Origin of the sequence: Vibrio cyclitrophicus (assembly GCF_024347435.1) — a bacterium.
Taxonomy (GTDB): Bacteria; Pseudomonadota; Gammaproteobacteria; order Enterobacterales; family Vibrionaceae; genus Vibrio; species Vibrio cyclitrophicus.
The window spans coordinates 1,212,505-1,237,200 of the sequence record NZ_AP025481.1 but is presented as its reverse complement, the minus strand read 5'-3'; the positions used below and the strand labels follow the sequence as shown (position 1 = coordinate 1,237,200).

The 24,696-nt window shown below is 44.4% G+C and carries 17 protein-coding genes; 9 read left to right on the top strand and 8 right to left on the bottom strand.

The features are described 5' to 3' along the window. Positions 1–90: 90 nt before the first annotated feature. Positions 91–357 (top strand): hypothetical protein, encoded by a 267-nt coding sequence (locus OCW38_RS20320; protein ID WP_016767886.1) that lies wholly within the window; start codon positions 91–93, stop codon positions 355–357. Between the two features lie 126 nt (positions 358–483). Here OCW38_RS20320 and luxN read toward each other — a convergent pair whose 3' ends face one another. Then, on the bottom strand, positions 484–3,093 hold the full coding sequence (gene luxN, locus OCW38_RS20315; RefSeq protein WP_261895941.1) for a quorum-sensing autoinducer 1 sensor kinase/phosphatase LuxN: 2,610 nt from the start codon (positions 3,091–3,093) through the stop codon (positions 484–486). Then, the gene (locus OCW38_RS20310) at positions 3,086–4,321 is read right to left on the bottom strand and encodes an acyl-homoserine-lactone synthase (RefSeq protein ID WP_016767888.1); all 1,236 of its coding nucleotides are present in this window, start codon (positions 4,319–4,321) and stop codon (positions 3,086–3,088) included. The genes luxN and OCW38_RS20310 overlap by 8 nt, the downstream gene beginning before the upstream one ends. A 439-nt stretch (positions 4,322–4,760) precedes the next feature. Here OCW38_RS20310 and OCW38_RS20305 point away from each other — a divergent pair, with 439 nt between their 5' ends. Both OCW38_RS20305 and OCW38_RS20300 read left to right on the top strand, forming a co-directional pair. After that, complete coding sequence (locus tag OCW38_RS20305; RefSeq protein ID WP_016767889.1) at positions 4,761–7,202, top strand: M9 family metallopeptidase; 2,442 nt, start codon at positions 4,761–4,763, stop codon at positions 7,200–7,202. 297 nt (positions 7,203–7,499) lie between these two features. Next, complete coding sequence (locus tag OCW38_RS20300) at positions 7,500–7,874, top strand: cystatin domain-containing protein (RefSeq protein ID WP_010431338.1); 375 nt, start codon at positions 7,500–7,502, stop codon at positions 7,872–7,874. 164 nt (positions 7,875–8,038) lie between these two features. On the opposite strand, the gene OCW38_RS20295 is transcribed toward OCW38_RS20300, so the two are convergent. Continuing rightward, on the bottom strand, positions 8,039–8,617 hold the full coding sequence (locus OCW38_RS20295; RefSeq protein ID WP_010431336.1) for a hypothetical protein: 579 nt from the start codon (positions 8,615–8,617) through the stop codon (positions 8,039–8,041). A 209-nt stretch (positions 8,618–8,826) separates the two neighbouring features. Beyond that, positions 8,827–10,425, bottom strand: a complete 1,599-nt coding sequence (locus tag OCW38_RS20290; RefSeq protein WP_016767890.1) for an isocitrate lyase — start codon at positions 10,423–10,425, stop codon at positions 8,827–8,829. 130 nt (positions 10,426–10,555) lie between these two features. On the opposite strand from OCW38_RS20290, the gene OCW38_RS20285 reads away from it, so the two are divergent. After that, positions 10,556–11,509 (top strand): LysR family transcriptional regulator, encoded by a 954-nt coding sequence (locus OCW38_RS20285; protein ID WP_010431332.1) that lies wholly within the window; start codon positions 10,556–10,558, stop codon positions 11,507–11,509. A 174-nt stretch (positions 11,510–11,683) separates the two neighbouring features. Next, on the top strand, positions 11,684–13,867 hold the full coding sequence (locus OCW38_RS20280; RefSeq protein WP_016767891.1) for a malate synthase G: 2,184 nt from the start codon (positions 11,684–11,686) through the stop codon (positions 13,865–13,867). Between the two features lie 224 nt (positions 13,868–14,091). Here the strand turns inward: OCW38_RS20280 and OCW38_RS20275 are convergent, their stop codons facing one another. Both OCW38_RS20275 and OCW38_RS20270 read right to left on the bottom strand, forming a co-directional pair. Continuing rightward, complete coding sequence (locus OCW38_RS20275; protein WP_016790486.1) at positions 14,092–15,513, bottom strand: NAD-dependent succinate-semialdehyde dehydrogenase; 1,422 nt, start codon at positions 15,511–15,513, stop codon at positions 14,092–14,094. 145 nt (positions 15,514–15,658) lie between these two features. Next, entirely contained in the window at positions 15,659–16,441 is a 783-nt protein-coding gene (locus OCW38_RS20270; protein WP_016790487.1) for an IclR family transcriptional regulator, read from the bottom strand. A 153-nt stretch (positions 16,442–16,594) separates the two neighbouring features. Between OCW38_RS20270 and pta the strand changes: the two genes are divergently transcribed. Together pta and OCW38_RS20260 are read left to right on the top strand one after the other, a co-directional pair. Then, positions 16,595–17,668 (top strand): phosphate acetyltransferase, encoded by a 1,074-nt coding sequence (pta, locus tag OCW38_RS20265; protein ID WP_261895937.1) that lies wholly within the window; start codon positions 16,595–16,597, stop codon positions 17,666–17,668. Positions 17,669–17,734: 66 nt separating this feature from the next. Next, entirely contained in the window at positions 17,735–18,502 is a 768-nt protein-coding gene (locus tag OCW38_RS20260) for a sulfite exporter TauE/SafE family protein (RefSeq protein WP_261895934.1), read from the top strand. 100 nt (positions 18,503–18,602) lie between these two features. Here the strand turns inward: OCW38_RS20260 and OCW38_RS20255 are convergent, their stop codons facing one another. Both OCW38_RS20255 and OCW38_RS20250 read right to left on the bottom strand, forming a co-directional pair. After that, positions 18,603–20,321 (bottom strand): cobaltochelatase CobT-related protein, encoded by a 1,719-nt coding sequence (locus OCW38_RS20255; protein WP_261895932.1) that lies wholly within the window; start codon positions 20,319–20,321, stop codon positions 18,603–18,605. A gap of 3 nt (positions 20,322–20,324) precedes the next feature. Continuing rightward, positions 20,325–21,305, bottom strand: coding sequence for an AAA family ATPase (locus tag OCW38_RS20250; RefSeq protein WP_261895930.1), 981 nt, complete (start codon positions 21,303–21,305; stop codon positions 20,325–20,327). A 265-nt stretch (positions 21,306–21,570) separates the two neighbouring features. Here OCW38_RS20250 and xsc point away from each other — a divergent pair, with 265 nt between their 5' ends. Together xsc and OCW38_RS20240 are read left to right on the top strand one after the other, a co-directional pair. Beyond that, positions 21,571–23,382, top strand: a complete 1,812-nt coding sequence (gene xsc / locus OCW38_RS20245; protein WP_004731917.1) for a sulfoacetaldehyde acetyltransferase — start codon at positions 21,571–21,573, stop codon at positions 23,380–23,382. A gap of 362 nt (positions 23,383–23,744) precedes the next feature. Beyond that, positions 23,745–24,560, top strand: a complete 816-nt coding sequence (locus OCW38_RS20240) for an FRG domain-containing protein (protein ID WP_171343571.1) — start codon at positions 23,745–23,747, stop codon at positions 24,558–24,560. Positions 24,561–24,696: the final 136 nt, after the last annotated feature.

The following is a 24,696-nucleotide window of genomic DNA, read 5'->3' as shown; positions in this document are numbered from 1 at the left end:
TGGCCAGTAGCTTTGAGCATGGGAATAATACGTCGCTCTGTTTCACTATAGACAATAAGCTGCCAAGAATGGAGGATTCCAACACCAAACTTGGACTTTGTAGGGCGTGGTGGTTATTACTCTTTGACAACCTATGGTGCGGACGGTTGGATTGATTCTGAGCATTTCTATGCGTCGGGCGAGTCCATGCGTGATAACGGTGATGGCACGGTGTCAGTGACATTTAACTGTGGCTCAGGTGAAGCTTATGATTTTGAAGGCTGGGCGGGAGTGTTGCACTTATATGAGCCAGTCGATGTGGATGAAACTTTGGAGTACATGGAAACGCTGCGTCAGATCGAGATTAAAGAGCTTTAGTATTTCTTCTAATTCCTGAAATATCCCCAAATAAAAATCCCCTCAAGAACCTTTCTTGAGGGGATTTTTTATCAGTCGTTGATTAACTTGTTAGCCATTAGCCATTAGCCATTAGTCATTAGCCATCTACTCTCCACCTTCGGCTTCTTTGGAAGCATTTGACGCCCAGCCTTTATCAAGCCAGTTATTGAGCACGTGTTGCAGTGCATTCAAAGAGGTTGGTTTCTCTAGGCGACCATCCATCAACTGGCTGATCATATCTAACTCGTTCTGTCCTGATTCGCCGGACAAAGCAATGATTGGCGTTTGAGGAGAGCGTGCCTTGATGATTTGGCTTGCGTCAAAACCATTCATTATCGGCATTTGTACGTCCATTAAGATCAAATCGATCTTGTGTGTTTTGAACAGCTCAACGGCGTTCTCACCGTTTTTGGCTTGTAAGCTATTTACACCAAGTCGACTCAGGTACATCTGAACAAGCGTGCGTTGTACTTCTTTATCATCGACGATAAGCACGGTTGGAGCCAAATGGTTTTCTGGGGTTACTGTACTTGTTGGTTCTGAATGTTGCGTTTCCGCTTGGTTATCTGGCTTAACCTTGGCGTTGGTTTTGTTTTCAGTTGCGGTTTGATTACTTTTCCAATCATTGAAGTAAGGCGTACGAAGCGCATCTGCTTTGGGTGCATTTGGCACCACAGGGAAGTAAAGGTGGAATTCTGTAAACTCACCAAGTTTAGAGTGGCATTCAACTTTGCCGCCAAATGAACGCATCACGCGTTGGCAATAACCTAATCCTAGTCCACTACCTCCACTTTTTTGATAAGAGAAGAAGTCATCAAAGATCTTGTGAGCTATGGTTTCGTCAATGCCCGGGCCTGTATCTCGGAAGATCAGAACGTTCTCGTATGATCCGGCTTTAGTGCTGATCTCTATTTGGCTTTCTGGATAAGAATCAAAGTAATAGATCGCATTCCGTATCAGGTTGAAAATGACAAAATTGAACAAGGTTTCATTGAGTTTTACTACAAAATCAGCATGTTGTGGTAAACGAATTCGCTCAATAATCTTCTCATTCTCGAAACCGTATTGGCTTACCGCCTGATCCACCGCTTTGTGAATAGAAGTCATGGTAACGGGACCGTGCTCCGGAGAACTGTCACTGACTTCGCGTAAGATGATATCAATCAGCTGACGCCCACGCTGAATAGCCGCTTGGCCATTCTCGATATCGAGTAATATCTGTTTAGCCGGTGCTTGGTTATCAATATGCTGCTTTAGCACTTCAAAATGTAATTGTACTTGAGCGAGAGGATTACGCATTTCATGAGCAATCGAGTTAGCTAGTGCTCGGCTTTGGCGAATACGACGATCGGCTTCGATGGTACTTTGCACACGAGTTAATAAGGTTTGCAGTGCTAGGATCTCTTCATTAGAGAACATCTGGTCGTTATTCTTGTGTGACGATATCAATAAGTGCGAAACAGACTGGCCTTTGCCGAATAGAGGCATAACCAAGGCGGTGTTATTCGAGCTCATTTTGTCATAAAGCGCCTTGATAGAGCTTTTCGTAGGCTCTGAGTAATCGAGTTCTTCAGAAAGTTCATCGAATAACAATACGGACTTATTGGTTGAAAGGTACTCTTCGTAAAAAGTCTCGTTGTAGTTGCTATTGACGAGGCGCAGTTTGTCTTCTGGTATCTGCAGCAGGTTACCTAAACGACGCATCGCATCATCAATCGAAAGTTTGAAATCGTCTTCCAAAGCAAGGATTTGTTGTACTGGCGTTTTCTTGTTTCTGTAAACCAAGAGGGAGGCGTAGTGGCTCACGCGTTTGTAGAGTACATGCCAAGTAATGCCTATCAGCGCACAGATAGGAATGGCTACTAGCCACTGATTGTCATCGGTCAGTGGGATGAAGATTGCACCGAAAGGTATCACTAGAATCGCGCAGACTAACAGCGCGTTGAGACTCATATAAGCGAGGTATTTCACACTGTAAAAGCGTGAAGTAAGCAGGGCATAACCAACGAACATCATCTCACTAATCGATAAAGCAGGTGGTAGCCAGGTCAGTGAGAAATCACGCATGAAGTAGGTCATGCCAAGGTGAATGGTCGCAGTTGAAAGCATGAAAACTAAGATGCCCGCAATCATGTAATTTGTCTTGGCGAGTATGAGTTTGCTGCTATTGGTTCGCATAGCGACAAGGTTGGTTAAGGTTAGGACAACAAAGCTCACCAGTCCGATAAAGAAGTATGGCGTATGAGGACCAAACTCAATAACGAATTGGCTTGGGCCGGTAATATCGACGTGTTCAACGGTTAATCCTGGACTTAAATTAATAAACAGGGAATAGACAGATGAGCTGACGAAAATGGCTTGTTGCCATAAGTGTACTTTGCCATTGCGTTGCTCGGCTGCGAGCTGACACGAGAAGTAGTAGGCGAAGGCAAACGCAAAGAAAGATGCAAGGTTGGCAAATTTTGCCGCAAACACAGCGGCCGAATCGCCAAGTTCCGGTAACAACTCAGTATGGAAATAAGCATTGCTACCAATCCAAGCAATGATGCAGACGGAATAAGCAATGTAAGGTACATGATGCGTGCCTGCGATTACTTCTCTTTTTTGTTTAAGGCGATAGCAATAGTAGAGCAACCACATTACGACGATTGCTGCCGTCATTAGGAGCGTTATTGCTTTGGCATAAGCGATCGCCTCTAGGCCGAAATCAAACATGTTCATCTCTTTTTACTGAACTGGATTTATCTACTGAGCTTACTTTTTCTATAGAACTGAGCTTTCTATTGTCCCGCACTGTGCGCTTGTAGCGACGAAAATCGGTGTTATTGAATACTTTGGTCATCACTTCGAAATTCCAGAACCCACGATAAATGGTTGTACCGTCGTCATTCAACTCGCAATATCCAGAATGGAAATACGCTTTGGGATCGGTAGCTTGATAAAATTGGAGCATGAAAGGTTGCTCGATAATAGTGAAGCCGACTTTGTACTCTATTTGATGTAAGGCATTCATCAATTCTTTCTGAGCAAGGTAGAGAAAATAGAGTTTTTGTTGAGTATTGCCACTTACTGTCAAGCGCAACACTTCACACACAGCGTTTTTGTCAGACAATTGTAACTGGAAGTGATTATCAAATTCTACGAGAGAATGACATTTCGGCAGTTTTGGTGGTGTGAAAAGTTGTAATCCTGCTAAATCATCGTAACCCTGCTTAGGTAAACAGTATTGCCATTGTTCATTGCTAAATGGTGGCGCGTAACTTAGCCATGTTTCATTCTTCGACCAATCTTGAATTAAGGCAGATGAGACCAGCGTAGTGTGTACTTCACCAGTTGGATGTTTGAGTAAGACAAAGTGTTTACCTGTTTGTGATAGGTGCAGTAAAGGTAACATTTCAAACCATTTCTCACCTTTGATGAAAACCTCAAGGTTGCATAAAGCAATGGCATCACAGATTGGCATGGCTTGAGGGTGGCTGGGTATTTGTACCACAAGTGAAGAAGCTTCTATCTGTTCAATAATTGCACCGTAATAAGCACTGTCTTTGATAGGTAGTTCTACATGAAGTGTCTCGTTCACATCGATGGGTGCCTTTGCTTTTATCCAGGCAATTTCACATTCACACCAAAAATCTAACCAATGCTTATAACAGTGGCCAACGATGGCTTCCAGCGAAGCCATTTCTATCGACAAAGTGTTTGGATATCGTTGTAGGAGATCGCGGTAGCTCATCAATTCAAATAATACAGATAAGCTTTTGTTTTGATGTTTAGGGAAGAGCGATTCTAATTGGCTTCTGCGATAGTCTGTAATGGTTTGGAAAAGCACAGTACGTTCTTGAGGCAGATAGGCGTTGAGCATGATCTCGATCAGCGTTCGCTGTTTCTTTTCGATAGGCAGACTGCTAGCCAACAGTGAGTCTAAAGACAACTTTAATTTCATGGAGTTAACTTAGCCTAGGTTTATATAATAGTTATTATTTGGTCTGCACGAGTCATGATTTACGAGCACTAATTTTAGTATTGATATGTGGTACGCCACTAACAGGGTAATAGTGACTTTACCTGTGCTCGCACTGTATAAAACATGTTGCACAATTGGGCGCAAGTTTACTACTTGTGCTCGTCCTTAACAATATAGCTTTATCATATCTGATTTAATTAACATGAAAATAGACTGTCTTACTATCAACAGTTTGTATGTGTTAGTTGTAGTTTTAATATGATCTAATCAGGTGAGCATAAGCTTTTAAATTTATAAAATTATGAAAAATATCTATTTTTTGAACCAATCTCATAAATCATAAGCAACTAGATTCACCTTGATAATCGCAAGGAATATAACGGCGAGCCAAAATATATAATTAACTAATGAGTGTAGTATGTCTCATACCCGTTTATTCCCGCGTCATCGTTTGGCGATCGCTTGCATCCTTGCCAGTGTTTCCAGCTTCTCTTTTGCCGAACATCAATGTGATGTCATTGATCTTCAACAGGCCGCTGATCTTGCTCTTTCTGTCTCTGCTGCAAATAATAGGTGCTATGGATCTTGGTTCTCTGCACCGGAAAATGCATTAAATAATATTTATAGTGAAGCGAGTCTTAGCCGCATTCAAATCGCGCTGAGCTTGGAAGTTGCCGGCTATCGAGGGGAAGAACAACAAGCCCGTAAAATCGAAAACCTTGGTGAGTTTGTTCGTGCCGCTTATTACGTTCGCTATAACGCGCAAGCTGAAGATTTCTCTAAAGCCTTGAGTCAACGTTTTGCTCAATCGACCAATGCTTTTCTTGCGAATACAAATGCATTAGACCAAGGTCGCGAACAAGTCGGGGCAATGAAGAGCCTGACGTTAATGGTCGATAACGTTAAGCAATTGCCACTAACAATGGATGCTCAACTTGCGGCATTACGTCACTTTAATCAAGAAACGGCGCAAGACTCACAATGGGTCGACGGGTTAAACAACCTGTTTCGAGCAATGGCAGGGCACGCAGCTAGAGATGACTTCTACGATTACATGGCGAGCCATACCCAGCACATCGATACGTTGGCGGTATTCGCTCGTGATAACACGTGGGCTTTAGATACTGATGCGAGCTTCCTTGTTTATAACGCCGTGCGTGAAACCGGTCGTTTGCTGGCAAGCCCAGATAAATCAACGAAAGACAAAGCGCTGCGTTTTATGCAGCAAGTGATGGTACAAAACCCACTTGGTAGTGAGCATGACAAGCTTTGGTTAGCGGCGGTTGAGATGATGGGGTATTACGCGCCAGACGGCTTGAATGGATTGGATTTAGAGCAAGCAAAGCGTGATTTATCAATGCGTGTACTTCCCAATCGTCATGAGTGCCAAGGACCTGCGATTATTCGTTCTCAAGATTTAACGCAAGCACAATCACAAGAAGCGTGTGATGTACTCGCGGGGAAAGAGGCGGACTTCCATCAAATAGCGAACACAGGTCAACAACCTGTCGCCGACGATAATAACGAGCGAGTTGAAGTCGCGGTGTTTGGCAGTAAAGGTAGCTACACTGATTACTCTGCATTCTTGTTTGGAAACACCACAGACAACGGTGGTCAGTACTTAGAAGGAAACCCATCAGAAGTGGGTAACGTCGCTCGCTTTGTAGCTTACCGTTACGCTAACGGCGATGACCTTTCAATTTTCAATTTAGAGCATGAGTACACTCACTATCTCGATGCGCGCTTTAACCAATACGGGTCGTTTAACGACAACTTGGCACATGGTTACGTTGTGTGGTGGCTAGAAGGTTTTGCTGAGTTCATGCATTACAAGCAAGGTTACGATGCCGCTGTTGGTTTGATTCGTAGCGGGAAGATGAGTTTGTCGGATGTGCTTGCGACCACTTACTCCCATGATTCTAACCGTATCTACCGATGGGGCTACTTGGCGGTGCGCTTTATGATAGAAGAACATCCTCAAGAGGTACAAAGCTTATTGGCACTGTCTCGTGCTGGCAAATTTTCAGAATGGGCACAACAAGTGAAAGTGCTTGGGCTGCAATACAATGGTGAGTTTGAGCGTTGGCTAGACACTGTTTCAAGTGAACCAACAAAGCCGACTGATCCCACAGAACCGACTGATCCTACAAATCCAACAGACCAAGCCATAGTGCTTGCAGCAAACCAAGGTGTGGTGTTGAGCGGCGAGGCGTACAGTGAGCAGTTGTTCTACGTCGATGTACCAGAGAACACCACGCATTTTGAGGTTTCGATTGAAGGTAGTGCTCTGGGTCAAAGTGATGCAGACCTTTATATGAGTTACAACAAAGAGGCGCATTATTATGATTTCGAGTTCAGCCAATACGGTAACGGCAGTAATGAAGTTGTGACGTTTGAGCCAGAAGCGTCGGGTTACATCCAAACAGGTCGTTACTACATGAGTATCGCAGGGCGCACCGATTTCAATGACGTGAAACTGTTGGCATCGTTAGAAACAGAAACGCTACCACCACCAGCCCAAGAACAAGATGATTTAACACCAATAATCTTCGAGTCAGGTCAGCCACAAATAATTACTGTTCATCAACGCCGCTATGCTGCGGTGTATGTTCCTGGAGGTGTGCAGGAGGTGCGAGTGTGGTTAACGGATAAAAAAGCGACTCAATCAGATACCGGTAATGTCGATCTGTTTGCTAGTCGCTCATATTGGCCAACCGCAGGGAAATACGAGTATACGTCGAACTACACAGGTAGTAATGAATATCTGCAAATTCCGGTGAGCGAGGTGGGTTATTTGCATTTCTTACTCAGCGCAGACTTAGAAGGGGATGATGTTGAGATGTTGGTGTACGTTCACTAAGTAGAGAGCACCAATAAGACGCATTAAGTCAATAGTATTAATAAAAGGGCATCAGCCCAACTAGAAATGACGAAAACGTCCCCCTACCTAAATGGTCTAAATATAAGCTCAATAGCAGAACAAAAAGTCGGGCATAAATGTCCGGCTTTGTTTTTTGACACTGCTCTGTGATTATGGGTTTGGTACACCGTAATTTCTGATGAAGTGATGACATTTGAGGTTTAATCTTGACAGCATATGAAACATTGTTGCGAGTAATTGCTTGTTACTAGAGGCTTGACCTATTAGAGAGGGTTTATGAAAAAAACATTACTGGTTACTTTGGTAGGCGTTGTGGTTTTGGCTGGGTGCAGTCAGAAGGGAGAAGCTATGAACCAATCACAAGAGAATACGAATCCAATCTGTAGCACTCAAAACCTTACCGGTGGTTGGTCGAAAAGTGATATCACGCCTCAGGCAGAGCAAGCTTTAGACGCAGTTCTTGGTCAAATGAACACTGCAGCTGAGCTCAAACAAATTCTGAGTGTTCGTACTCAGGTCGTTGCTGGCTTGAACTATGCTATTGAGTTTGAAATGGATAATGGTGAGGTATGGAATACTATCGTCTATCGTTCGTTACAAGGTGATATCGAGATGATGGAAGTCGCGCAACAAGGCCGTTTGTGCCAATAAACAAGTTTAACAAATTCGGCTGTTAAGTTGGGTTGCACAGCTCAACAAGTGGTTAAAAAAATGGCTCTCAACGGAGCCATTTTTAATGTCAGTAGGAGCGGTTTAAACGTTATTAACTATTAACTAGCTAGTAGTTAATAGTTAGCTGTTATTAGCTAGCTATATTAGTTAGCCAGTTCGGGTTCCGATAACTCTTTCACGCAAGCGCGACTTATGTCTTCATCAATGTATGCCATCCCAAGTTTGTTGAGGTAGTCCATACGATCGGCATTACGTAGTTCTATGTTTGGGCCTTCAATGTTGTTCTCTTGATAGATCTGAGCCAAGTGTTCCATGAACTGCTCTCCAGCACTCATCATTAGTAGGCTCATTGCACCAACGTCAGGCCTTACTTTTTGACGTTGTTTTTCTGGTAGGTTCACTGCTAAAACGACAGGGAGTTCTGTGCCTGCAAAACGAACCGTGCGTTCTCGAACCGTTTGCTGAGCCCAGTAATACGCGAGTTCTTTACTCTGAGTAAGAAAGATAGGTTGAACGGATTCTGTGTAGTCGTTTCCAATAGTCGCCATGGTTTTTAAGGCGGCTTCGGTGAGTGATTTATCGCCAGAGCGTTTTAGCCCTTGACCTTGGATTGAAGCAAGTAAGGCTGAAGATGTACCGTGATACCAAGTATCCCCCGTCGCGAAACCATTTTCTGATAGCAGTGTTTTTGCATCTTGTAAGTGTGTAGGAATTGAAGTCATAGGCACTCTCAATAAATAGGAAAGTCAACGAACGGGAATGTAATTAGCTTAAACAGAAGTTGTTCAGTTAACCGTGGTGTGGAACACAAATCTGAGGCTTTGAGATGAAGCTTATAATAAATACAATCTTCATTTCAAAACCTCCTCCCTCCGAAAACCTAACAGGGAATGGGGAAGGAGGAGATTTTATTGGGGAAAACGGTTAGCGATTAATCAAATTGATTTGATGTATTCGCTTCACCTGCTGCTTTCAATGCATTTTCACCAGCAAAGTATTCTTTGTGGTCATCGCCCATATCTGAACCAGACATATTTTGGTGCTTAACACATGCGATACCTTGGCGAATCTCTTTACGCTGAACATTTGCAACGTAGCCCAACATGCCTTGGTCACCGAAGTACTCTTTTGCAAGGTTGTCGGTAGACAGTGCAGCTGTGTGGTAAGTCGGCAGAGTAATCAAGTGGTGGAAGATACCCGCTTCGCGAGATGCGTCCGCTTGGAATGTACGAATCTTCTCGTCAGCGCTTGCAGACAGTTCCGTTTCGTCGTATTCCGCACTCATTAAGTTTGCACGGTCGTAAGCTGATACATCTTTACCTGCTGCTACCATTGCATCGTACGCTTGCTGACGGAAGTTTAACGTCCAGTTGAATGATGGTGAGTTGTTGTATACCAGTTTAGCGTTAGGATGCACTTCACGTACGCCATCCATCATCTCTTTGATTTGACCAATGTGTGGTTTCTCTGTCTCAATCCAAAGTAGGTCAGCACCCGCGTTGATTGCTTCAATACAGTCAAATACACAACGGTCTTCACCTGTACCTTCACGGAATTGGTATAAGCCTGAAGGCAGACGCTTAGGACGAACCAGCTTGCCGTCGCGGTTGAAGCAAACATCACCTTCAGCCATATCAGCAACATCAATCTCTTCAACATCTAGATATGAGTTGTAGATGTCACCTTGGTCGCCCGGCTCTTTCACTACTGCGATTTCTTTTGTTAGACCAGCACCTTGTGAATCGGTACGAGCAACAATGATGCCGTTGTCGATACCCAGCTCAAGGAATGCGTAACGAAGTGCGCGAAGTTTCGCGTGGAAGTCAGCGTGTGGAACCGTTACTTTTCCGTCTTGGTGTCCACACTGTTTCTCATCAGCTACTTGGTTTTCGATTTGTAGACAACACGCACCGGCTTCAATCATCTGCTTAGCCATTAGGTAAGTTGCTTCTGCGTTACCGAAACCAGCATCGATATCGGCAATGATTGGTACTACGTGTGTCACGTGGTTGTCGATTTTGTCTTGGATAAGATCCTGTTGATTAACATCGCCGGCTTCACGTGCTGCGTCTAGTTGACGGAATAACCCGCCCAACTCACGTGCATCAGCTTGGCGTAGGAAGGTATATAGCTCTTCTACTAGACCTGCAACCGACGTTTTCTCATGCATTGATTGGTCAGGAAGTGGACCGAAGTCAGAGCGAAGTGCTGCTACCATCCAACCTGAAAGGTATAGGTAACGACGGTCTGTCTTGCCATCAAAGTGCTTCTTAATAGAGATCAGCTTCTGTTGGCCGATGAAACCATGCCAGCAACCCAAAGACTGAGTGTATTGAGAGCTGTCTTCGTCGTAAGCCGCCATATCCGCACGCATGATATCTGCCGTGTATTGCGCGATATCCAGACCTGTTTTGAATTTGTTTTGAGCTCGCATACGAGCAGCAGATTCAGGGTTAATTGCATCCCATGGTGCACCTGCAGCGCTTTTTGCAACTTCTATCATTTCGATATCTTGTGTAATTTGCGACATAACTATTCCTTAGTTTCACGTGGGGTATGGTAGCCAAATTGGCTTGGATTAAAACTTTGCTATGGACAAAGAATAACCATGCATGTGATAATTTTGTTAATTTATAGTTATTATATTCGGTATTTTTCTTATGAATATTGCTCGTATAGACCTTAATTTACTTGTGTATTTAGACATGTTGTTACGTGAAAGAAACGTAACTCGTGCGGCAAATCAGCTAGGAATTACTCAACCAGCCATGAGTAATGGACTGCGCCGACTGAGGGATTTATTTGAAGACCCACTGCTGGTGAGAACAAGTGAAGGAATGGTTCCTACCGAGCGAGCGCACAAATTACAGCCGCTGATTCGCAACATACTGGCCAATGTAGAGAAGACGCTACAACCGACCACTGAGTTTAGTGCGGAAGACAGTGAACGTGTGTTTCGTATTATGGCGAGTGATTATGCTGAATCGACCATCATTCAACCATTGCTAAAAAAGTTGAGTGAGATCGCGCCGAAAATACGACTGGATATCATGACGCCAAGTGACGTGAGTTATCAGGATGTAGAGCAAGGAACTGTTGATATTATTATCAATCGTTTTGACGATATTCCACAGTCGTTTCACCAGATGAGCCTTTGGCACGACGGGTTTTCTTGCTTATTTAGCTGTGACAATCCAATAGCCGACAACTTTGATATTTTGTCTTATTTAAAGGCACAACATATTTGGGTGAGTAAAACCGGAATGGGAACCGGAGTCGGGATCAATCCGAGTGAAGCACAAAAGCTGGGTTGGATAGATGAAGCACTAATGCGTATTGGTAAAACACGAAATATTACGGTGTTTACTCGACACTACTTGTCGGCGATTTTGTTCGCTCAACAGAAAAATTTGATTCTTACCATTCCAACCAAAGCTGCACAATTGCAGCGCAATAATCCTAGGTTGTTGATCAAACCTGCGCCATTTGCGATTGAGCCCTTTGAGGTAAAAATGGCGTGGAGTCCATTATTGCAAACCAATCCCGACCACCAATGGATGCGCCGCTTAATTAAAAGTGTTGCCAACGAGATAGAGAGTGGAGTGACGGGATAACACAGCTTGTAGGGTATTTTTTTTATGAATATCCGGTATAAGTGGCATAAATTAGCTAAATTCATGTCCGTTAAGTAAGTTTAAGTTAGTAACATAAATGTGAGCTAGTAAAGTAAACTTAAGCCAGTTACGTAAATCTATTGAGTAGTCATCAGTTAATTTGAGAGAGATTTTATGAGCAGTCGTATTCAACAGGGAAGCTTGAACATTGATAGCACCCTCTACCAATTAATTAATGAGCAGATCATTCCTGGAACGGGCATTATCGCCGAGGACTTTTGGCAATCTTTTGCAGCCATCCTTGCTGACTTGGCTCCAAAAAACCGCGCGTTGCTTATTAAGCGTGAAGACCTTCAACACCAAATTGATGTTTGGCACCAAGAGCGTGCTGGACAAACGCTAGATGCGGCAGAGTACAAACAGTTCTTACAACAGATTGGCTACCTAGTCCCTGAAGGCGATGATTTTCAAGTGACAACAGCGAATGTCGAACCAGAAATCGCCACCCAGGCAGGGCCACAGCTTGTAGTGCCAATTATGAACGCACGTTTTGCACTTAACGCAGCCAACGCGCGTTGGGGCAGCTTATATGATGCGCTCTACGGCACCGATGTGATCAGCGAAAGTGACGGCGCGGAAAAAGGTGGAAGCTTTAACCCTGTGCGTGGCGCTAAAGTCGTGACTTATGCTCGTGAGTTCCTTGATGATGCTGCGCCACTAAATGGCGTTTCTCATAAAGACGTAACCAAATACAGCATCAGTAACGCTAGTATCGGTAATAAGTTGATAGCGACACTGGATAACGGTGAGGAAGTCACTCTAATTGATAGCGACCAGTTCATTGGCTATCAAGGTGACGCAAGTTCCCCTTCGTGCATTCTGCTTAAACACAATAATCTGCATATCGAAATTCAAATTGACCCGAGCGCACCGATTGGTAGCGTTGATGTTGCTGGTATTAAAGATGTATTAGTCGAAGCTGCCTTGACGACCATTATGGATTGTGAAGACTCGGTTGCTGCGGTTGATGGTGAAGATAAAGCGCTTGCCTATAGCAACTGGTTAGGTTTGATGAAAGGTGACCTGAAAGAGTCGCTAGAGAAAAACGGCAAAACCATCGTTCGTAGTTTGAATCCAGATCGCCAATACACCAGTGTCACTGGCGGTGAGATCTCGCTCAAAGGCCGCAGCATGTTATTTATACGTAACGTGGGTCACCTAATGACCAACCCTGCGATCATTGACGCCGAAGGTAATGAAGTACCTGAAGGCATTATGGATGGTATGATCACCTCGCTAATCGCGATACATGATTTAAAAGGCAATAGCGCTTACCAAAACTCGACCGCAAACAGTATCAACATTGTAAAACCTAAGATGCATGGCCCTGAAGAAGTGGCGTTTACCAATGAGTTGTTTGGTCGCATTGAAGATGCTTTAGGTTTAGACCGCTACACCATCAAAGTTGGCATTATGGATGAAGAGCGTCGTACTTCGGTCAACCTGAAAGAATGTATTCGTGCGGCTAAAGATCGTGTTGTGTTCATTAATACCGGTTTCTTAGACCGAACGGGTGATGAGATTCACACGAGTATGGAAGCTGGGCCATTTGCGCCTAAAACACAGCTGAAAACCATGACTTGGATTGGCGCATACGAAGATCAAAACGTTGATCTTGGCCTAGCTTGTGGCCTGCAAGGTAAAGCTCAAATCGGTAAAGGTATGTGGCCAGAGCCAGATAATATGGCGAAGATGATGGACGCGAAAATCGGACACCCACAAGCTGGCGCGAATACGGCTTGGGTACCTTCTCCAACTGCTGCGACTTTGCATGCTCTGCACTATCACAAAGTGAGTGTACCAAGCCGCCAGAAAGAGCTTCGTGAGCGAGTGAGAGCCAATGTAGACGATATCCTTACTATTCCGCTATTAGGTAATCAAAAGCTAACAGCTCAAGATATCCAAAACGAATTGGATAACAACACGCAAGGTATTCTAGGTTACGTGGTTCGTTGGATTGACCAAGGCGTAGGGTGCTCTAAAGTACCTGATATTAACGATGTAGGTTTGATGGAAGATCGCGCAACATTGCGTATTTCAAGCCAACACATCGCTAACTGGTTACGTCACGGTATTTGCGATGAAGCCCAAGTAATGAAAACTATGAAGCGTATGGCAGCAGTGGTTGATGAGCAAAACGCTGGCGACCCTAGCTACCGTAATATGGCTCCTAACTTTGAAAACAGCATTGCATTTTCAGCAGCTTGTCAGTTGGTATTCGAAGGTTGCGCCCAACCAAGTGGTTACACAGAGCCAGTGCTACATGCGATGCGATTGAAGTTAAAAGCACTTGCATAAAACAAGGTTGCTAAATAGGCCACAGAACAAAATAGCAAAGTAACGTAACTGTGTTACGGAGTAGCTAAATAACAACGTCACTAAATAATAAAACCACTAAGAAAAGAAACACCCATTTAAACCGAGCCCAAGGTGCCGCGCTTTATAGCGCGGCTTTTTTTGAGGGGTTATAGAAAGAGAATAGCTGAGTCAGTGAGGAAACTTAGTGACTACCAACCCTATTTTCAACCAAAGCAAAGATACTTAATATCCATATACTCATCGATGCCTTCCTTTGCGCCTTCACGGCCAATACCTGATTGTTTAACCCCACCGAAAGGCGCGACTTCGGTTGAGATTAGGCCATCATTTATGCCAACCATACCGTACTCAAGTGCTTCCGCGATGTTCCATACTCGATGAATGTTCTGACTGTAGAAGTACGACGCCAAACCGTAAATAGTGTCGTTGGCCATCTCAATAAGCTCTTCGTCTGTCTCGAATTGCATCACGGGTGCGACTGGGCCAAAAATCTCTTGTTGAACGATGTCCATGCTGTGTTTTACATCTTTAAGAACAACGGGTTGAAGGAAGAGTCCATCAAGTTGTTGAAGTGGCGTCACAGGTTTAGCACCTTGTTCAATAGCTCGGTTTATCAATCCTTGGATGTTTTGCTTAGCACCTTCATTGATAACAGGGCCAACCGTTACGCCTTCGTCCAAACCGTTTCCAATTTTAAGCAGCTGTACTGCTTGGTCGAATTTAGCCACAAACTCATCGTGTACTTTACTGTGTACGTAGAAACGGTTTGCACAAACACAGGTTTGGCCTGCATTACGGAATTTTGAAGCCATTGCGCCTTGAACTGCAGCGTCGATATCCGCATCGTCAAACACGATAAACGGTGCATTGCCACCCAGTTCCATTGAGGTGCGCTTAATGCCTTTTGCCGCTTGAGCCATCAAGATACTGCCGACTCGAGTCGATCCAGTAAAAGAGATCTTTTTGATCAGTGGGTGTGATGTGAAAAGCTCACCAATCTGTTCGGGGCTGTCGCCAAGTACGACTTGGAGTAGATCTTTCGGAATGCCTGCTTGGTAAGCCAGTTCAACCACAGCAAATGCAGAAAGCGGCGTTTCATCTGAGGGCTTCACAATAAAACTACAGCCAGCAGCAAGGGCAGGAGCGGCCTTACGAGTGATCATCGCAATTGGAAAGTTCCATGGCGTAATGGCACATGCGACTCCGATAGGTTGCTTGATGGTCACCAAGCGTTTGCCTGTGGCGGTGCTAGGAATGGAATCACCATAAGTTCGCTTCGCTTCTTCGGCAAACCATTCAATAAAGCTCGCGCCATACACCACTTCGCCCGTTGCTTCTGCTAAAGGCTTACCTTGTTCAATGGTCATTAGGCGAGCAAGATCTTCTTTGTTTTCAAGGATCAGTTGATGCCAACCACTTAGCAATGCAGCACGGGATTTAGCGGGAATTTTTGCCCACTCTTTCTGCGCAACATGAGCGCGTTCGATAGCGCTCTCTAACTCCGCCTCGGATGAGATTGGCGCATGCCCAATAAGCTCACCCGTTGCTGGGTTTGTGACTGCAACTGCGTTGTTCGCTTCTGTCACCATAAAAGAGAGTAAGTGCTGGTTCTTAATGTTTAGCATCGTGATTCCTTTGTTGTGATTACTTTAGACGTGTTGCTTATGTGCGGGGTGGCGTGTGTTGAAATGACTTCGACCAAATGTTCATTGGTCGAAGTTCATTAATGTTGATTCGCTAATCTTGGTCATTCTCTGAGATAGCTTCTCACTAGCCCCAGTTATCAGACTCTATCTTCGCGAGCGCTTTGGCTGCTTTTTGAAGAGCTGGCAGAAACTTGATCGCTTCGTCTGGTTTTACTCGAATCACTGGTGCTTGTATTGCTAAGCCAAGATTGGATTGGCCAGTAGAAGACGGTATCAATACAGCGATACAGACTAAACCGGGTAAGAACTCTTCATCATCAATAGCAAAACCTTGGATCTTCGCTTCTTCGATGTCTTTCTCTAGCGTCGAGTAGTCGGTGATGGTTTTTACTGTGTATTGAGTGAGAGGCACACTTTCGATCAGTCTTCTGCGTTGTGATTTCGACATGTGCGCCAAAAACAATTTGCCTGTGGCTGAGCAATGTACGGGCACGCGAGAGCCTGGCTGTAGATGGAAGCGCAGCGGGGCTTCGGTTTCTGCTCGATCAAGATAGATGATCTCACCGCTCGACAGTGCCGTTAGGTTGCAGCTTTCGCCGACTTCTGCTCGAAGGTTTTCAAGAATAGTGCGTCGTGCGCTGTGCATGGTGCTATTGAACAGCAGGTTTTCAGCAAGCTTTCTGAGTCGAATGCCAGAGCTGTAATGCTTTTCGTCACCATCTCTTTGAATAATGCCTGCGGCTTCCAATTGTTGCAGCATACGGTGCAGAGTTGGTTTCGGTAGTCCGGTTTCTTCGACGAGCCCTTGAAGAGAAATAAACTCATCTTTTTGCGCTATCACCTCTAATAGTGCAAAAAGTCGGAGAGTGGGCGTATCTCCTTGAACTTGTGGTGTTTCTGTTTGCATACAGTGATTCATCCTTGCGATATGTCTATGTATAAGAGTGTACATACCAAATTAAAAATCTTCAATTATCTGAATAAAATTTGACCTTTTTTATTATTTCAATAATATAAATATAAATTATGGAACAATTAATCTCAATAAATGGAATTTAAGATGAAGGCGATTGAACGGATTATTGATAAGGCTCACTTAGATCGTAAGCGAGTGGTTTTGAGTGAAGCAGAAGACCCTCGTGTACTCAAAGCGGCGCGATTGGCGATAGATAAACAGCTTGCTTACATCACGCTAGTCGGCGATGAAAAGGCGATTATCGAAGCGGCACAGTTGAACCACATTAATCTCGCCGGCATTCATATTGTGTCACCACAAACATCAGCACTCAAAGCTGTGTTGGCTGAACGGCTCTATGAGCTAAGAAAAGCCAAAGGCATGACTTATGAAGATGCATTGGAGAAGGTCAAAGACCCACTGATTTTTGCCAATTTGATGGTGAGGGAAGGACTGGTCGACGGTACGGTTAATGGTGCGGTTTATACCACGTCTGATGTAGTACGAGCGGCGCTGCAGATTATTGGGCCTGCGCCAGACAGTGAATTGGTATCCAGCTTCTTTCTGATGATGTTGTGTGAGCCTTTCCATAATCTTAAAGGCGGCATGATTTTCAGTGATTGTGGTTTGGTGATTAACCCCAATGAAACGGAGTTGGCCTCTATTGCAGTGGCGGCATCAAACAGTGCTCAAACGCTGCTGATGGAAGAACCTAAAGTGGCAATGTTGTCGTTTTCGACCAATGGCAGTGCGAAACACGAATCGGTCGATAAGGTTCGCAATGCTGCTCAGTTAGTGAAGCAACGCTGTCCCGGAATAGCTGTCGATCAGGATGTTCAACTCGATGCCGCGATTGTGACTGAAATTGCCGCAAAAAAGCTGCCCGATTCAGAAGTAAAAGGCCAATCTAACGTATTGATATTCCCTAATTTAGAAGCGGGGAACATAGGCTATAAGCTCGCAGAAAGGTTAGGTGGCGCGGTCGCGATTGGCCCGTTACTACAAGGATTGAATCAGCCTGCCAATGACTTATCCAGAGGGTGTAGCGCGGAAGATATCTTTAACGTAATTGCGGTGACTGCCGTACAAGCGCAGCAAGAGAAAGTGTCTAGCTCTAAGGCTGATACTGAAGCTGATGTTGAAGAAAAAGAAGAGTCGGCATTTGAGTTCCGGTATTAACATCTCACTCTAGTATCTAGTACTCACATTCAAATCAAACCCAAAACAACCTAATTAGGATAGCTAATGGAGTTACCTGTTTTACTCGCCATTCTTGCCACTATTGCGGTGGGTACCTACTTCCAAACTGTGACGGGTTTTGGCCTCGGTATCATCGTGATTGGTTTGACGGTCAGCCTTAATCTGGTTTCTTTACCCGTTATAGCCGCAGTGGTGAGTATTGTGACCTTGTTCAATTGCTTGGTTGCTTTGATGGGTAAACCATTACTTGGGGAGCTCAAGATTCTGGTGGTGTTAGTGATCGGTATTATTCCCGGCGTATCGATGGGGGTGTTCTTGCTGGACGAGTTGAGCGATTCGGCAACGCATATTCTCCGAGGACTATTGGGTGCGATGGTGCTATTCGCAGGTGTGAGTTTTATGTTCAAACCTAAAACCAGAAAGGATCGTTCGGCAACCGTATCTTTCCTTGTCTCAGGCTTTAGCTCTGGGTTAGCGGGTGGGTTGTTTGGGATGGCAGGTCCACCGATTGTTTATCATCTCTATCGACAACCTTTTACGCTCGATCTGGTGCGAAGCACACTGCTGATGGTGTTCGCTTGTACGTCGATGTCCCGTACTGTCAATGTCTACGCTGCTGGTGACATGGAAGCGAGCATACTGTGGCTATCCGCAATCGCTGTCCCCTTGGTGGCACTTGTTACTATGTTTGCTCGGCGCTTCCCACCGCCGCTGTCCAATGATCAACTCAGAAAGCTGGTGTTTATTGTGCTGATGTTGATTGGTGGATATTTGATGGCGGCCTCTGCATGGTCGTTGCTTGCTGTCTCTTAGCTACTTTTTATATATCAGTTGCTTGCTACCTATTAAGAACATTCCGATAAAAGGCTAGCGGTCTGCTAGCCGATACTTCACTGCTCACGACTTATATCTCCTAACGCTTTAGCATCTCGAAGATGTTCCTAGATAACCCAAACAAACAGCTCTCCTGCACATCTAAAGTGATGTTACTGCGGTAATACGGACTTAAATCGACACCCATCCCCACACCGTGAATTTCGATACCGTTTTTGGTCGACTCACGTTCAATGACTTGTTTGAGATGGTTATCTAAATAGAACTGATCGTTGGCGGTGCTGGTGGCGGTATCCATCGGACAGCCGTCTGAGAACACGATTAAAACCTTTCTTTGTGCATTGTGCTGTTGCAACCGCTGACTAGCGAATTGCACCGCTTCGCTATCAATCCCTTCTTTAAAGATGTCTGCTTTACGAAGGCTGGCAATGCCAAGGCGAGAGCGTCTCCAATGGGTATCAAAATCCTTAAATACGATATGTCGAACTTCGTTCAAGCGGCCTGGGTGTTTCGGTTGACCTTGCTTGAGCCACTGTCGATAAACCTTGCCACCGTTCCAGTTATTGGTGGTGAAGCCAATAATCTCAAAAGGAATGCTGGCCAGCCCAACGGATTTGAGAATTGTATCCATCAGTAGGCTTAGCTTGTGACTGTGCTTTTGCATTGAGCCTGAGCAGTCCATCAAAAACGTGATGGCACATTGATGAGATGCGCCAATGTCTGGTTGATAAAAGACAGTGCGATCTAATGGCGATGTGATGAGCTTGGTGATGGTAGTGGCGTTAACAATGCCTTCTTCTAAATGACCCTGACGTCGGTTCGTTTGAGGAGTGGCAACAAAGCGAGTGAGCATCGCGGCTAAACGGCGAGTGTTGACTTGTCTCGCCATGATGTCATCGGTGAGCTTTTGTCTCAGTTCGAGTAATAGGGCGCGCCTGACGAGTTTGTCTGCCGCGATGACTTGATCCAATTCTGAATTAAAGACCTGATAATTGGCGCCCGACAGCTCGAATACCTTGCTACTGCCTGTGATGTCGGTATCGACGTCTTCATCTTGAATGTCACCATCCACAATTAAGGCAAGTTGTGCAAGGATCTTAATGTCTTCTTCAACTGTTGGCGTGGGCGAGTTATCGCTCTCTTGTTCTTGGGTTATTAGCTCTTGTGCAAGGGCTGCAAGCTCATTGGCGCAGTGAGCAAACTGTTGTTGGTCGGTTCTATGTTGCTTTAAGCGCTTCAGGCTGTGCCCAAAAGTAGGCACGATGCCGGCGCGAGTCGATTCAATGGTTTCAGCAATCGGCTCCGAAACTGGAACACCGGTTAAGCGGGTGTGGATGACTTGCATCAGTGTAAACAGCAACATGCCGATTCGTGATTCGGTGAAGCCATTCTGATGATATTGGTCGCTCCAATACGCAAAATTGAACTGAATACTGGTGGTTACACCTCTTAAATAAGATGGAACTTGCGATTCAATTCGTACTTGTTCGCAGAAATCATATAACAGACGTTCGACTTCGTTTTTCGGTCGTAATGAATAGTGAAGATCAGCATCTGAAAGTAAGAGTCGTAATGCTGATGAATCGATCTTGCCTTGCATCGAAAGTTTGCTGTTTTTCAACTCATGGCGAGACACAAAGGTGAGATCGTTAGTATGTGCAGACTGATAATAACAGGGGCTATTGCCTTTATAGAGACGTTCTCCCCGATAATTCAGACTCAACTCACCGCTGATCGCTCTGGCGACAGACACGCCAAGATCGAGGATCTTTTTCTGCTGGGAAGAAACATTGGCCATGGTTTACGACTCCGAGTGGGAATAGTTTTGAGTAGGCGTTTCTAAATCTTCACCAAAGCAACGGAAATAGTATTCGCTAACCAGTTCTTTTTCTTCGTCTTCGCAGCGATTTAAGAATGAAAGCCTAAATGCCGTCGCAACATCGTCGAATATTTGGATATTTTCAGCCCAAGTGAGCACCGTTCGCGGAGACATCACCGTTGAAAGGTCGCCAGCCCGAAACCCGTTACGCGTTAATCCTGCGGTGGCGATCATTTTCTCAACCAGTTGGCGGCCACTTTCATCATTCAGATTTGGAAGCTTGGATAACACGATCTTGGTTTCATGTTGTGGGTCTAAATAGTTGAGCGTAGCGATGATGTTCCATCTATCTAATTGACTGTGGTTAAGCACTTGAGTGCCCGAATACAAACCGGAGAAGTTACCTAAGCCAAGCGTGTTGCAGGTAGCAAACAAGCGAAAAGAAGGGTGAGGCGTGATCACTCGATTTTGTTCTAAAGAGGTGTATTTCCCGTCCTGCTCTAATAGTTGTTGAATCACAAACATCACGTCAGGACGACCAGCGTCGTACTCATCTAACACCAGTGCGATGGGTTGTTGAATGCTCTGAGGAAGAATGCCTTCTTTAAACTCAGTCACCTGCATTCCGTCTTTAATGGCGATGCTGTCTTTACCTATGAAATCCAAGCGACTTAGGTGTCCGTCTAGGTTGATCCTCAAGCATGGCCAGTTCAATCTCGCGGCAATTTGCTCAATGTGAGACGACTTGCCCGTCCCATGTGTGCCTTGAATCAGTGTGCGACGATTGGAGGTGAACCCCGCCAATATAGCCAGCGTCACTTCAGGGTCAAAACAGTAATTAGGGTCGACTTTCGGCACATATTCGCCCGCATGTTCAAATGCCATCACGGTTAGATTGCTGTCGATCCCAAAGCGTTCTCTCACACTTACTGGTTGCGTTGGTATCAATTCCGCCTCTTTCATTATATTCCCCTCTATATAGCTCATCACTTGTCGCTGCTATCGCGATATGACATCGATTATTAACAGCTCCTCTTAAGTTAATGGCACTTTTTGTACGAAAAACTACCAATAATGTGATCCAGTTTTATTAATTAGAATGAATTGTTCCAATTTAATATAAAAAGTTGACGTGCAAAAATTCTACTACTAAGGTGAAAATGAATTCGAAAAAGAGACAATTCATTCCGAAAAATGAAATTTTGGTTAACTCAAGGAGAATGGAAGAATGAGCGAGCAAGAAAAACGTACGGTTGTTTCCGGCACAGTAACAATGACACCATCAGAAGCGTTCGTTGAAACTATGGTTGCTAATGATGTTACCGACATGTTCGGCATCATGGGGTCAGCATTTATGGACGCAATGGATATCTTTGCTCCTGCTGGCATTCGATTGGTCCCAGTGGTACACGAGCAAGGTGCTGCTCACATGGCAGATGGTTACTCTCGTGTATCTGGTCGCCACGGCGTAGTAATCGGGCAAAACGGCCCGGGTATTAGTAACTGTGTGACTGCGATTGCAGCGGCGTTCTGGGCACATAGCCCGGTCGTCATTGTGACGCCAGAGACAGGTACAAAAACAATGGGCTTAGGTGGTTTCCAAGAGTGTAACCAGCTTCCAATGTTCCAAGAGTTTACTAAGTATCAAGGACACGTAACGCACCCAGACCGTATGGCAGAATACACAGGCCGATGTTTTGACCGCGCAATGAGCGAGATGGGTCCAACTCAACTGAATATTCCACGTGACTATTTCTACGGTGAAACTCAAACCGAGATCCCGAAACCCGCGCGTTTAGATCGTGGTCCAGGTGGCGAGAAGTCTCTGAATGAAGCAGCAGACCTGATTGCTGAAGCAAAATTCCCAGTCATCATTTCTGGTGGCGGTGTGGTAATGGCAGATGCAGTTCAAGAGTGTGCAGCATTAGCAGAAAGACTAGGTGCACCTGTAGTGAACAGCTACCTGCACAATGACTCTTTCCCTGCGAGTCACCCATTATGGTGTGGCCCTCTAGGCTACCAAGGTTCGAAAGCAGCAATGAAATTGATGGCTCAAGCGGATGTGGTTATCGCGTTGGGTACACGTCTTGGTCCATTTGGTACCTTGCCTCAACATGGCATGGACTACTGGCCGAAGAACGCGAAAATCATTCAGATTGATGCAGACAACAAGATGCTAGGTTTGGTTAAGAAGATTTCTGTTGGTATCTGTGGCGATGCGAAAGCAGCTGCGGTTGCTTTATCTGAAAGATTGGAAGGCCGCGCACTGTTGTGTGATGACAACAAAGGCGCTCGTCAAGATACAGTCGCAACAGAGAAAGCACTGTGGGAAAAAGAGCTTGATGAGTGGACACACGAACGTGACTCGTTCAGCTTAGATATGATTGAAGAAAACTCACACGAGACTCCGTTCTCTGGTGGCGAATATCTACACCCACGCCAAGTATTGCGTGAGCTAGAAAAAGCGATGCCTGAAGACGTAATGGTCTCGACGGACATCGGTAACATCAACTCAGTGGCAAACAGCTACTTACGCTTTGAAAAACCACGTAGCTTCTTTGCTGCAATGAGTTTCGGTAACTGTGGTTATGCGTTCCCGACCATCATTGGTGCGAAAGCAGCGGCACCTCATCGTCCCGCTATTTCTTATGCTGGCGATGGTGCGTGGGGCATGAGCTTGATGGAAACCATGACATGTGTTCGCCATAACATTCCAGTGACAGCCGTGGTATTCCACAACCGTCAATGGGGTGCTGAGAAGAAGAACCAAGTCGACTTCTACAACCGACGCTTTGTTGCTGGTGAACTTGAGAACCAAAGCTTTGCAGAGATCGCACGAGCAATGGGCGCTGAAGGTATCACAGTTGATAAGCTAGAAGATGTAGGCCCAACTCTGCAAAAAGCTATCGACATGCAAATGAACGAAGGCAAAACAACCATCATTGAAATCATGTGTACTCAGGAATTGGGCGACCCGTTCCGCCGAGATGCACTATCAACACCGGTTCGTTTCCTAGATAAATATAAAGACTACGTATAAGTCATAGGAAGTTTGTCCGGCCACCGCATTATAAAGAACGTGGTCGGGCAATATTAACGGGTATTGGCAAAGTGCTTAAGTGAAGAACGTAAACGCTTAGTTCAATAATTTCTACTTAAACATTAGAACACTAATTAAATGTTCCATCGGTACATAAGTGGTTCTAGCTATATAAATTTTGTCACTCATTATTATTGTTCGATCCTTAACTAATGGATCCATAAATGGTCATCTTTGACGAAGATATATACCTATTATCATTTTTCAATAATTACAACTATACCAATTGAACAATTGAACAATTGATTAACGTGATTATTAATACTTTAACTTTACCGAATATAAATTAAATGACTTATTGTATGAATGTTGTGAAAAATAAACGTTATATAAGCTCACTCGAAGAGCTGTATGAAATAATCGATTCACTCATTGCTGAGTGTAGTGGACATCGTGATTTGATTTATAACGTGTGTGATTATGAAAATAATAACTTGATGCCGAGCTTAGGCCGATCAAATCGAAAGAATATTCGCCGTTTCGAACAAGAGCTTCTCTCGAGCGTGAGAGTTTATGGTGGGCATTCGTTGAGTGCACACGAGATAAACGATTGGTTACTGATGTGTTTAGCCAAGAAACAGGGGTTTCCAACCCGTTTACTTGAATGGACAGATAACCTGATTAATGCGCTGTGGTCTGTATGTCATAGCCAAAGTAAAGACTGTATCAATATTATTAAAGCCATTGATTATCATAAAGTTAGTGTTTTCAACTCACCATGTGACCTCAATAGGACTCAGATATTCAATGTGGCTGATTGTGATCAGCAAGAGCAACGAAAAGATAAGTGGTATTCCATTCACCCATTTAAGGAAGGTGGCAATGATGCCATTCAGCCTTTGTACGATGAAAAAGAATATTCAAACGGTCTAGTATCCGTTCATATTCTTCCATCAGCGAAAGTAAACCTGATAAAGGAATTAATCTCCATGAATGTTTTAAATGAACCGACAGAATATATTGAAGAGAAACTGGCTGATTTGAAAAATGAAGCCCATATAGACAGCAATCAAGCAATGAATAAAGGCGAGGGTAATATCGAGTTACAAGTTAATACTCATGATCGCCAGCTTGAGCAGTATGGCCGAAAGTACCATCAAGATTTTGATTTCGACTAAAGTCTAATATTTCTAATGATTTTATTTAGACCTAATATAAATCTAGTGATTACGAGATAAATAAAATCAGAACACTAATTAATTTATAAAAAGATGAAATCTGTGAGCTTAAAGATTGTTTATAAAGTAACTCGAA

What these genes read in the sequence shown, in the direction of transcription:
- OCW38_RS20260 (WP_261895934.1), top strand. Translation starts at nt 17,735, where the DNA reads ATGGAGTTACCTGTTTTACTCGCCATTCTTGCCACTATTGCGGTGGGT.
- OCW38_RS20300 (WP_010431338.1), top strand. Translation starts at nt 7,500, where the DNA reads ATGAAAAAAACATTACTGGTTACTTTGGTAGGCGTTGTGGTTTTGGCT.
- OCW38_RS20285 (WP_010431332.1), top strand. Translation starts at nt 10,556, where the DNA reads ATGAATATTGCTCGTATAGACCTTAATTTACTTGTGTATTTAGACATG.
- luxN (WP_261895941.1), bottom strand. Translation starts at nt 3,093, where the DNA reads ATGTTTGATTTCGGCCTAGAGGCGATCGCTTATGCCAAAGCAATAACG.
- OCW38_RS20290 (WP_016767890.1), bottom strand. Translation starts at nt 10,425, where the DNA reads ATGTCGCAAATTACACAAGATATCGAAATGATAGAAGTTGCAAAAAGC.
- pta (WP_261895937.1), top strand. Translation starts at nt 16,595, where the DNA reads ATGAAGGCGATTGAACGGATTATTGATAAGGCTCACTTAGATCGTAAG.
- OCW38_RS20305 (WP_016767889.1), top strand. Translation starts at nt 4,761, where the DNA reads ATGTCTCATACCCGTTTATTCCCGCGTCATCGTTTGGCGATCGCTTGC.
- OCW38_RS20310 (WP_016767888.1), bottom strand. Translation starts at nt 4,321, where the DNA reads ATGAAATTAAAGTTGTCTTTAGACTCACTGTTGGCTAGCAGTCTGCCT.
- OCW38_RS20275 (WP_016790486.1), bottom strand. Translation starts at nt 15,513, where the DNA reads ATGCTAAACATTAAGAACCAGCACTTACTCTCTTTTATGGTGACAGAA.
- OCW38_RS20250 (WP_261895930.1), bottom strand. Translation starts at nt 21,305, where the DNA reads ATGAAAGAGGCGGAATTGATACCAACGCAACCAGTAAGTGTGAGAGAA.
- OCW38_RS20255 (WP_261895932.1), bottom strand. Translation starts at nt 20,321, where the DNA reads ATGGCCAATGTTTCTTCCCAGCAGAAAAAGATCCTCGATCTTGGCGTG.
- OCW38_RS20270 (WP_016790487.1), bottom strand. Translation starts at nt 16,441, where the DNA reads ATGCAAACAGAAACACCACAAGTTCAAGGAGATACGCCCACTCTCCGA.
- OCW38_RS20280 (WP_016767891.1), top strand. Translation starts at nt 11,684, where the DNA reads ATGAGCAGTCGTATTCAACAGGGAAGCTTGAACATTGATAGCACCCTC.
- OCW38_RS20295 (WP_010431336.1), bottom strand. Translation starts at nt 8,617, where the DNA reads ATGACTTCAATTCCTACACACTTACAAGATGCAAAAACACTGCTATCA.
- OCW38_RS20240 (WP_171343571.1), top strand. Translation starts at nt 23,745, where the DNA reads ATGAATGTTGTGAAAAATAAACGTTATATAAGCTCACTCGAAGAGCTG.
- xsc (WP_004731917.1), top strand. Translation starts at nt 21,571, where the DNA reads ATGAGCGAGCAAGAAAAACGTACGGTTGTTTCCGGCACAGTAACAATG.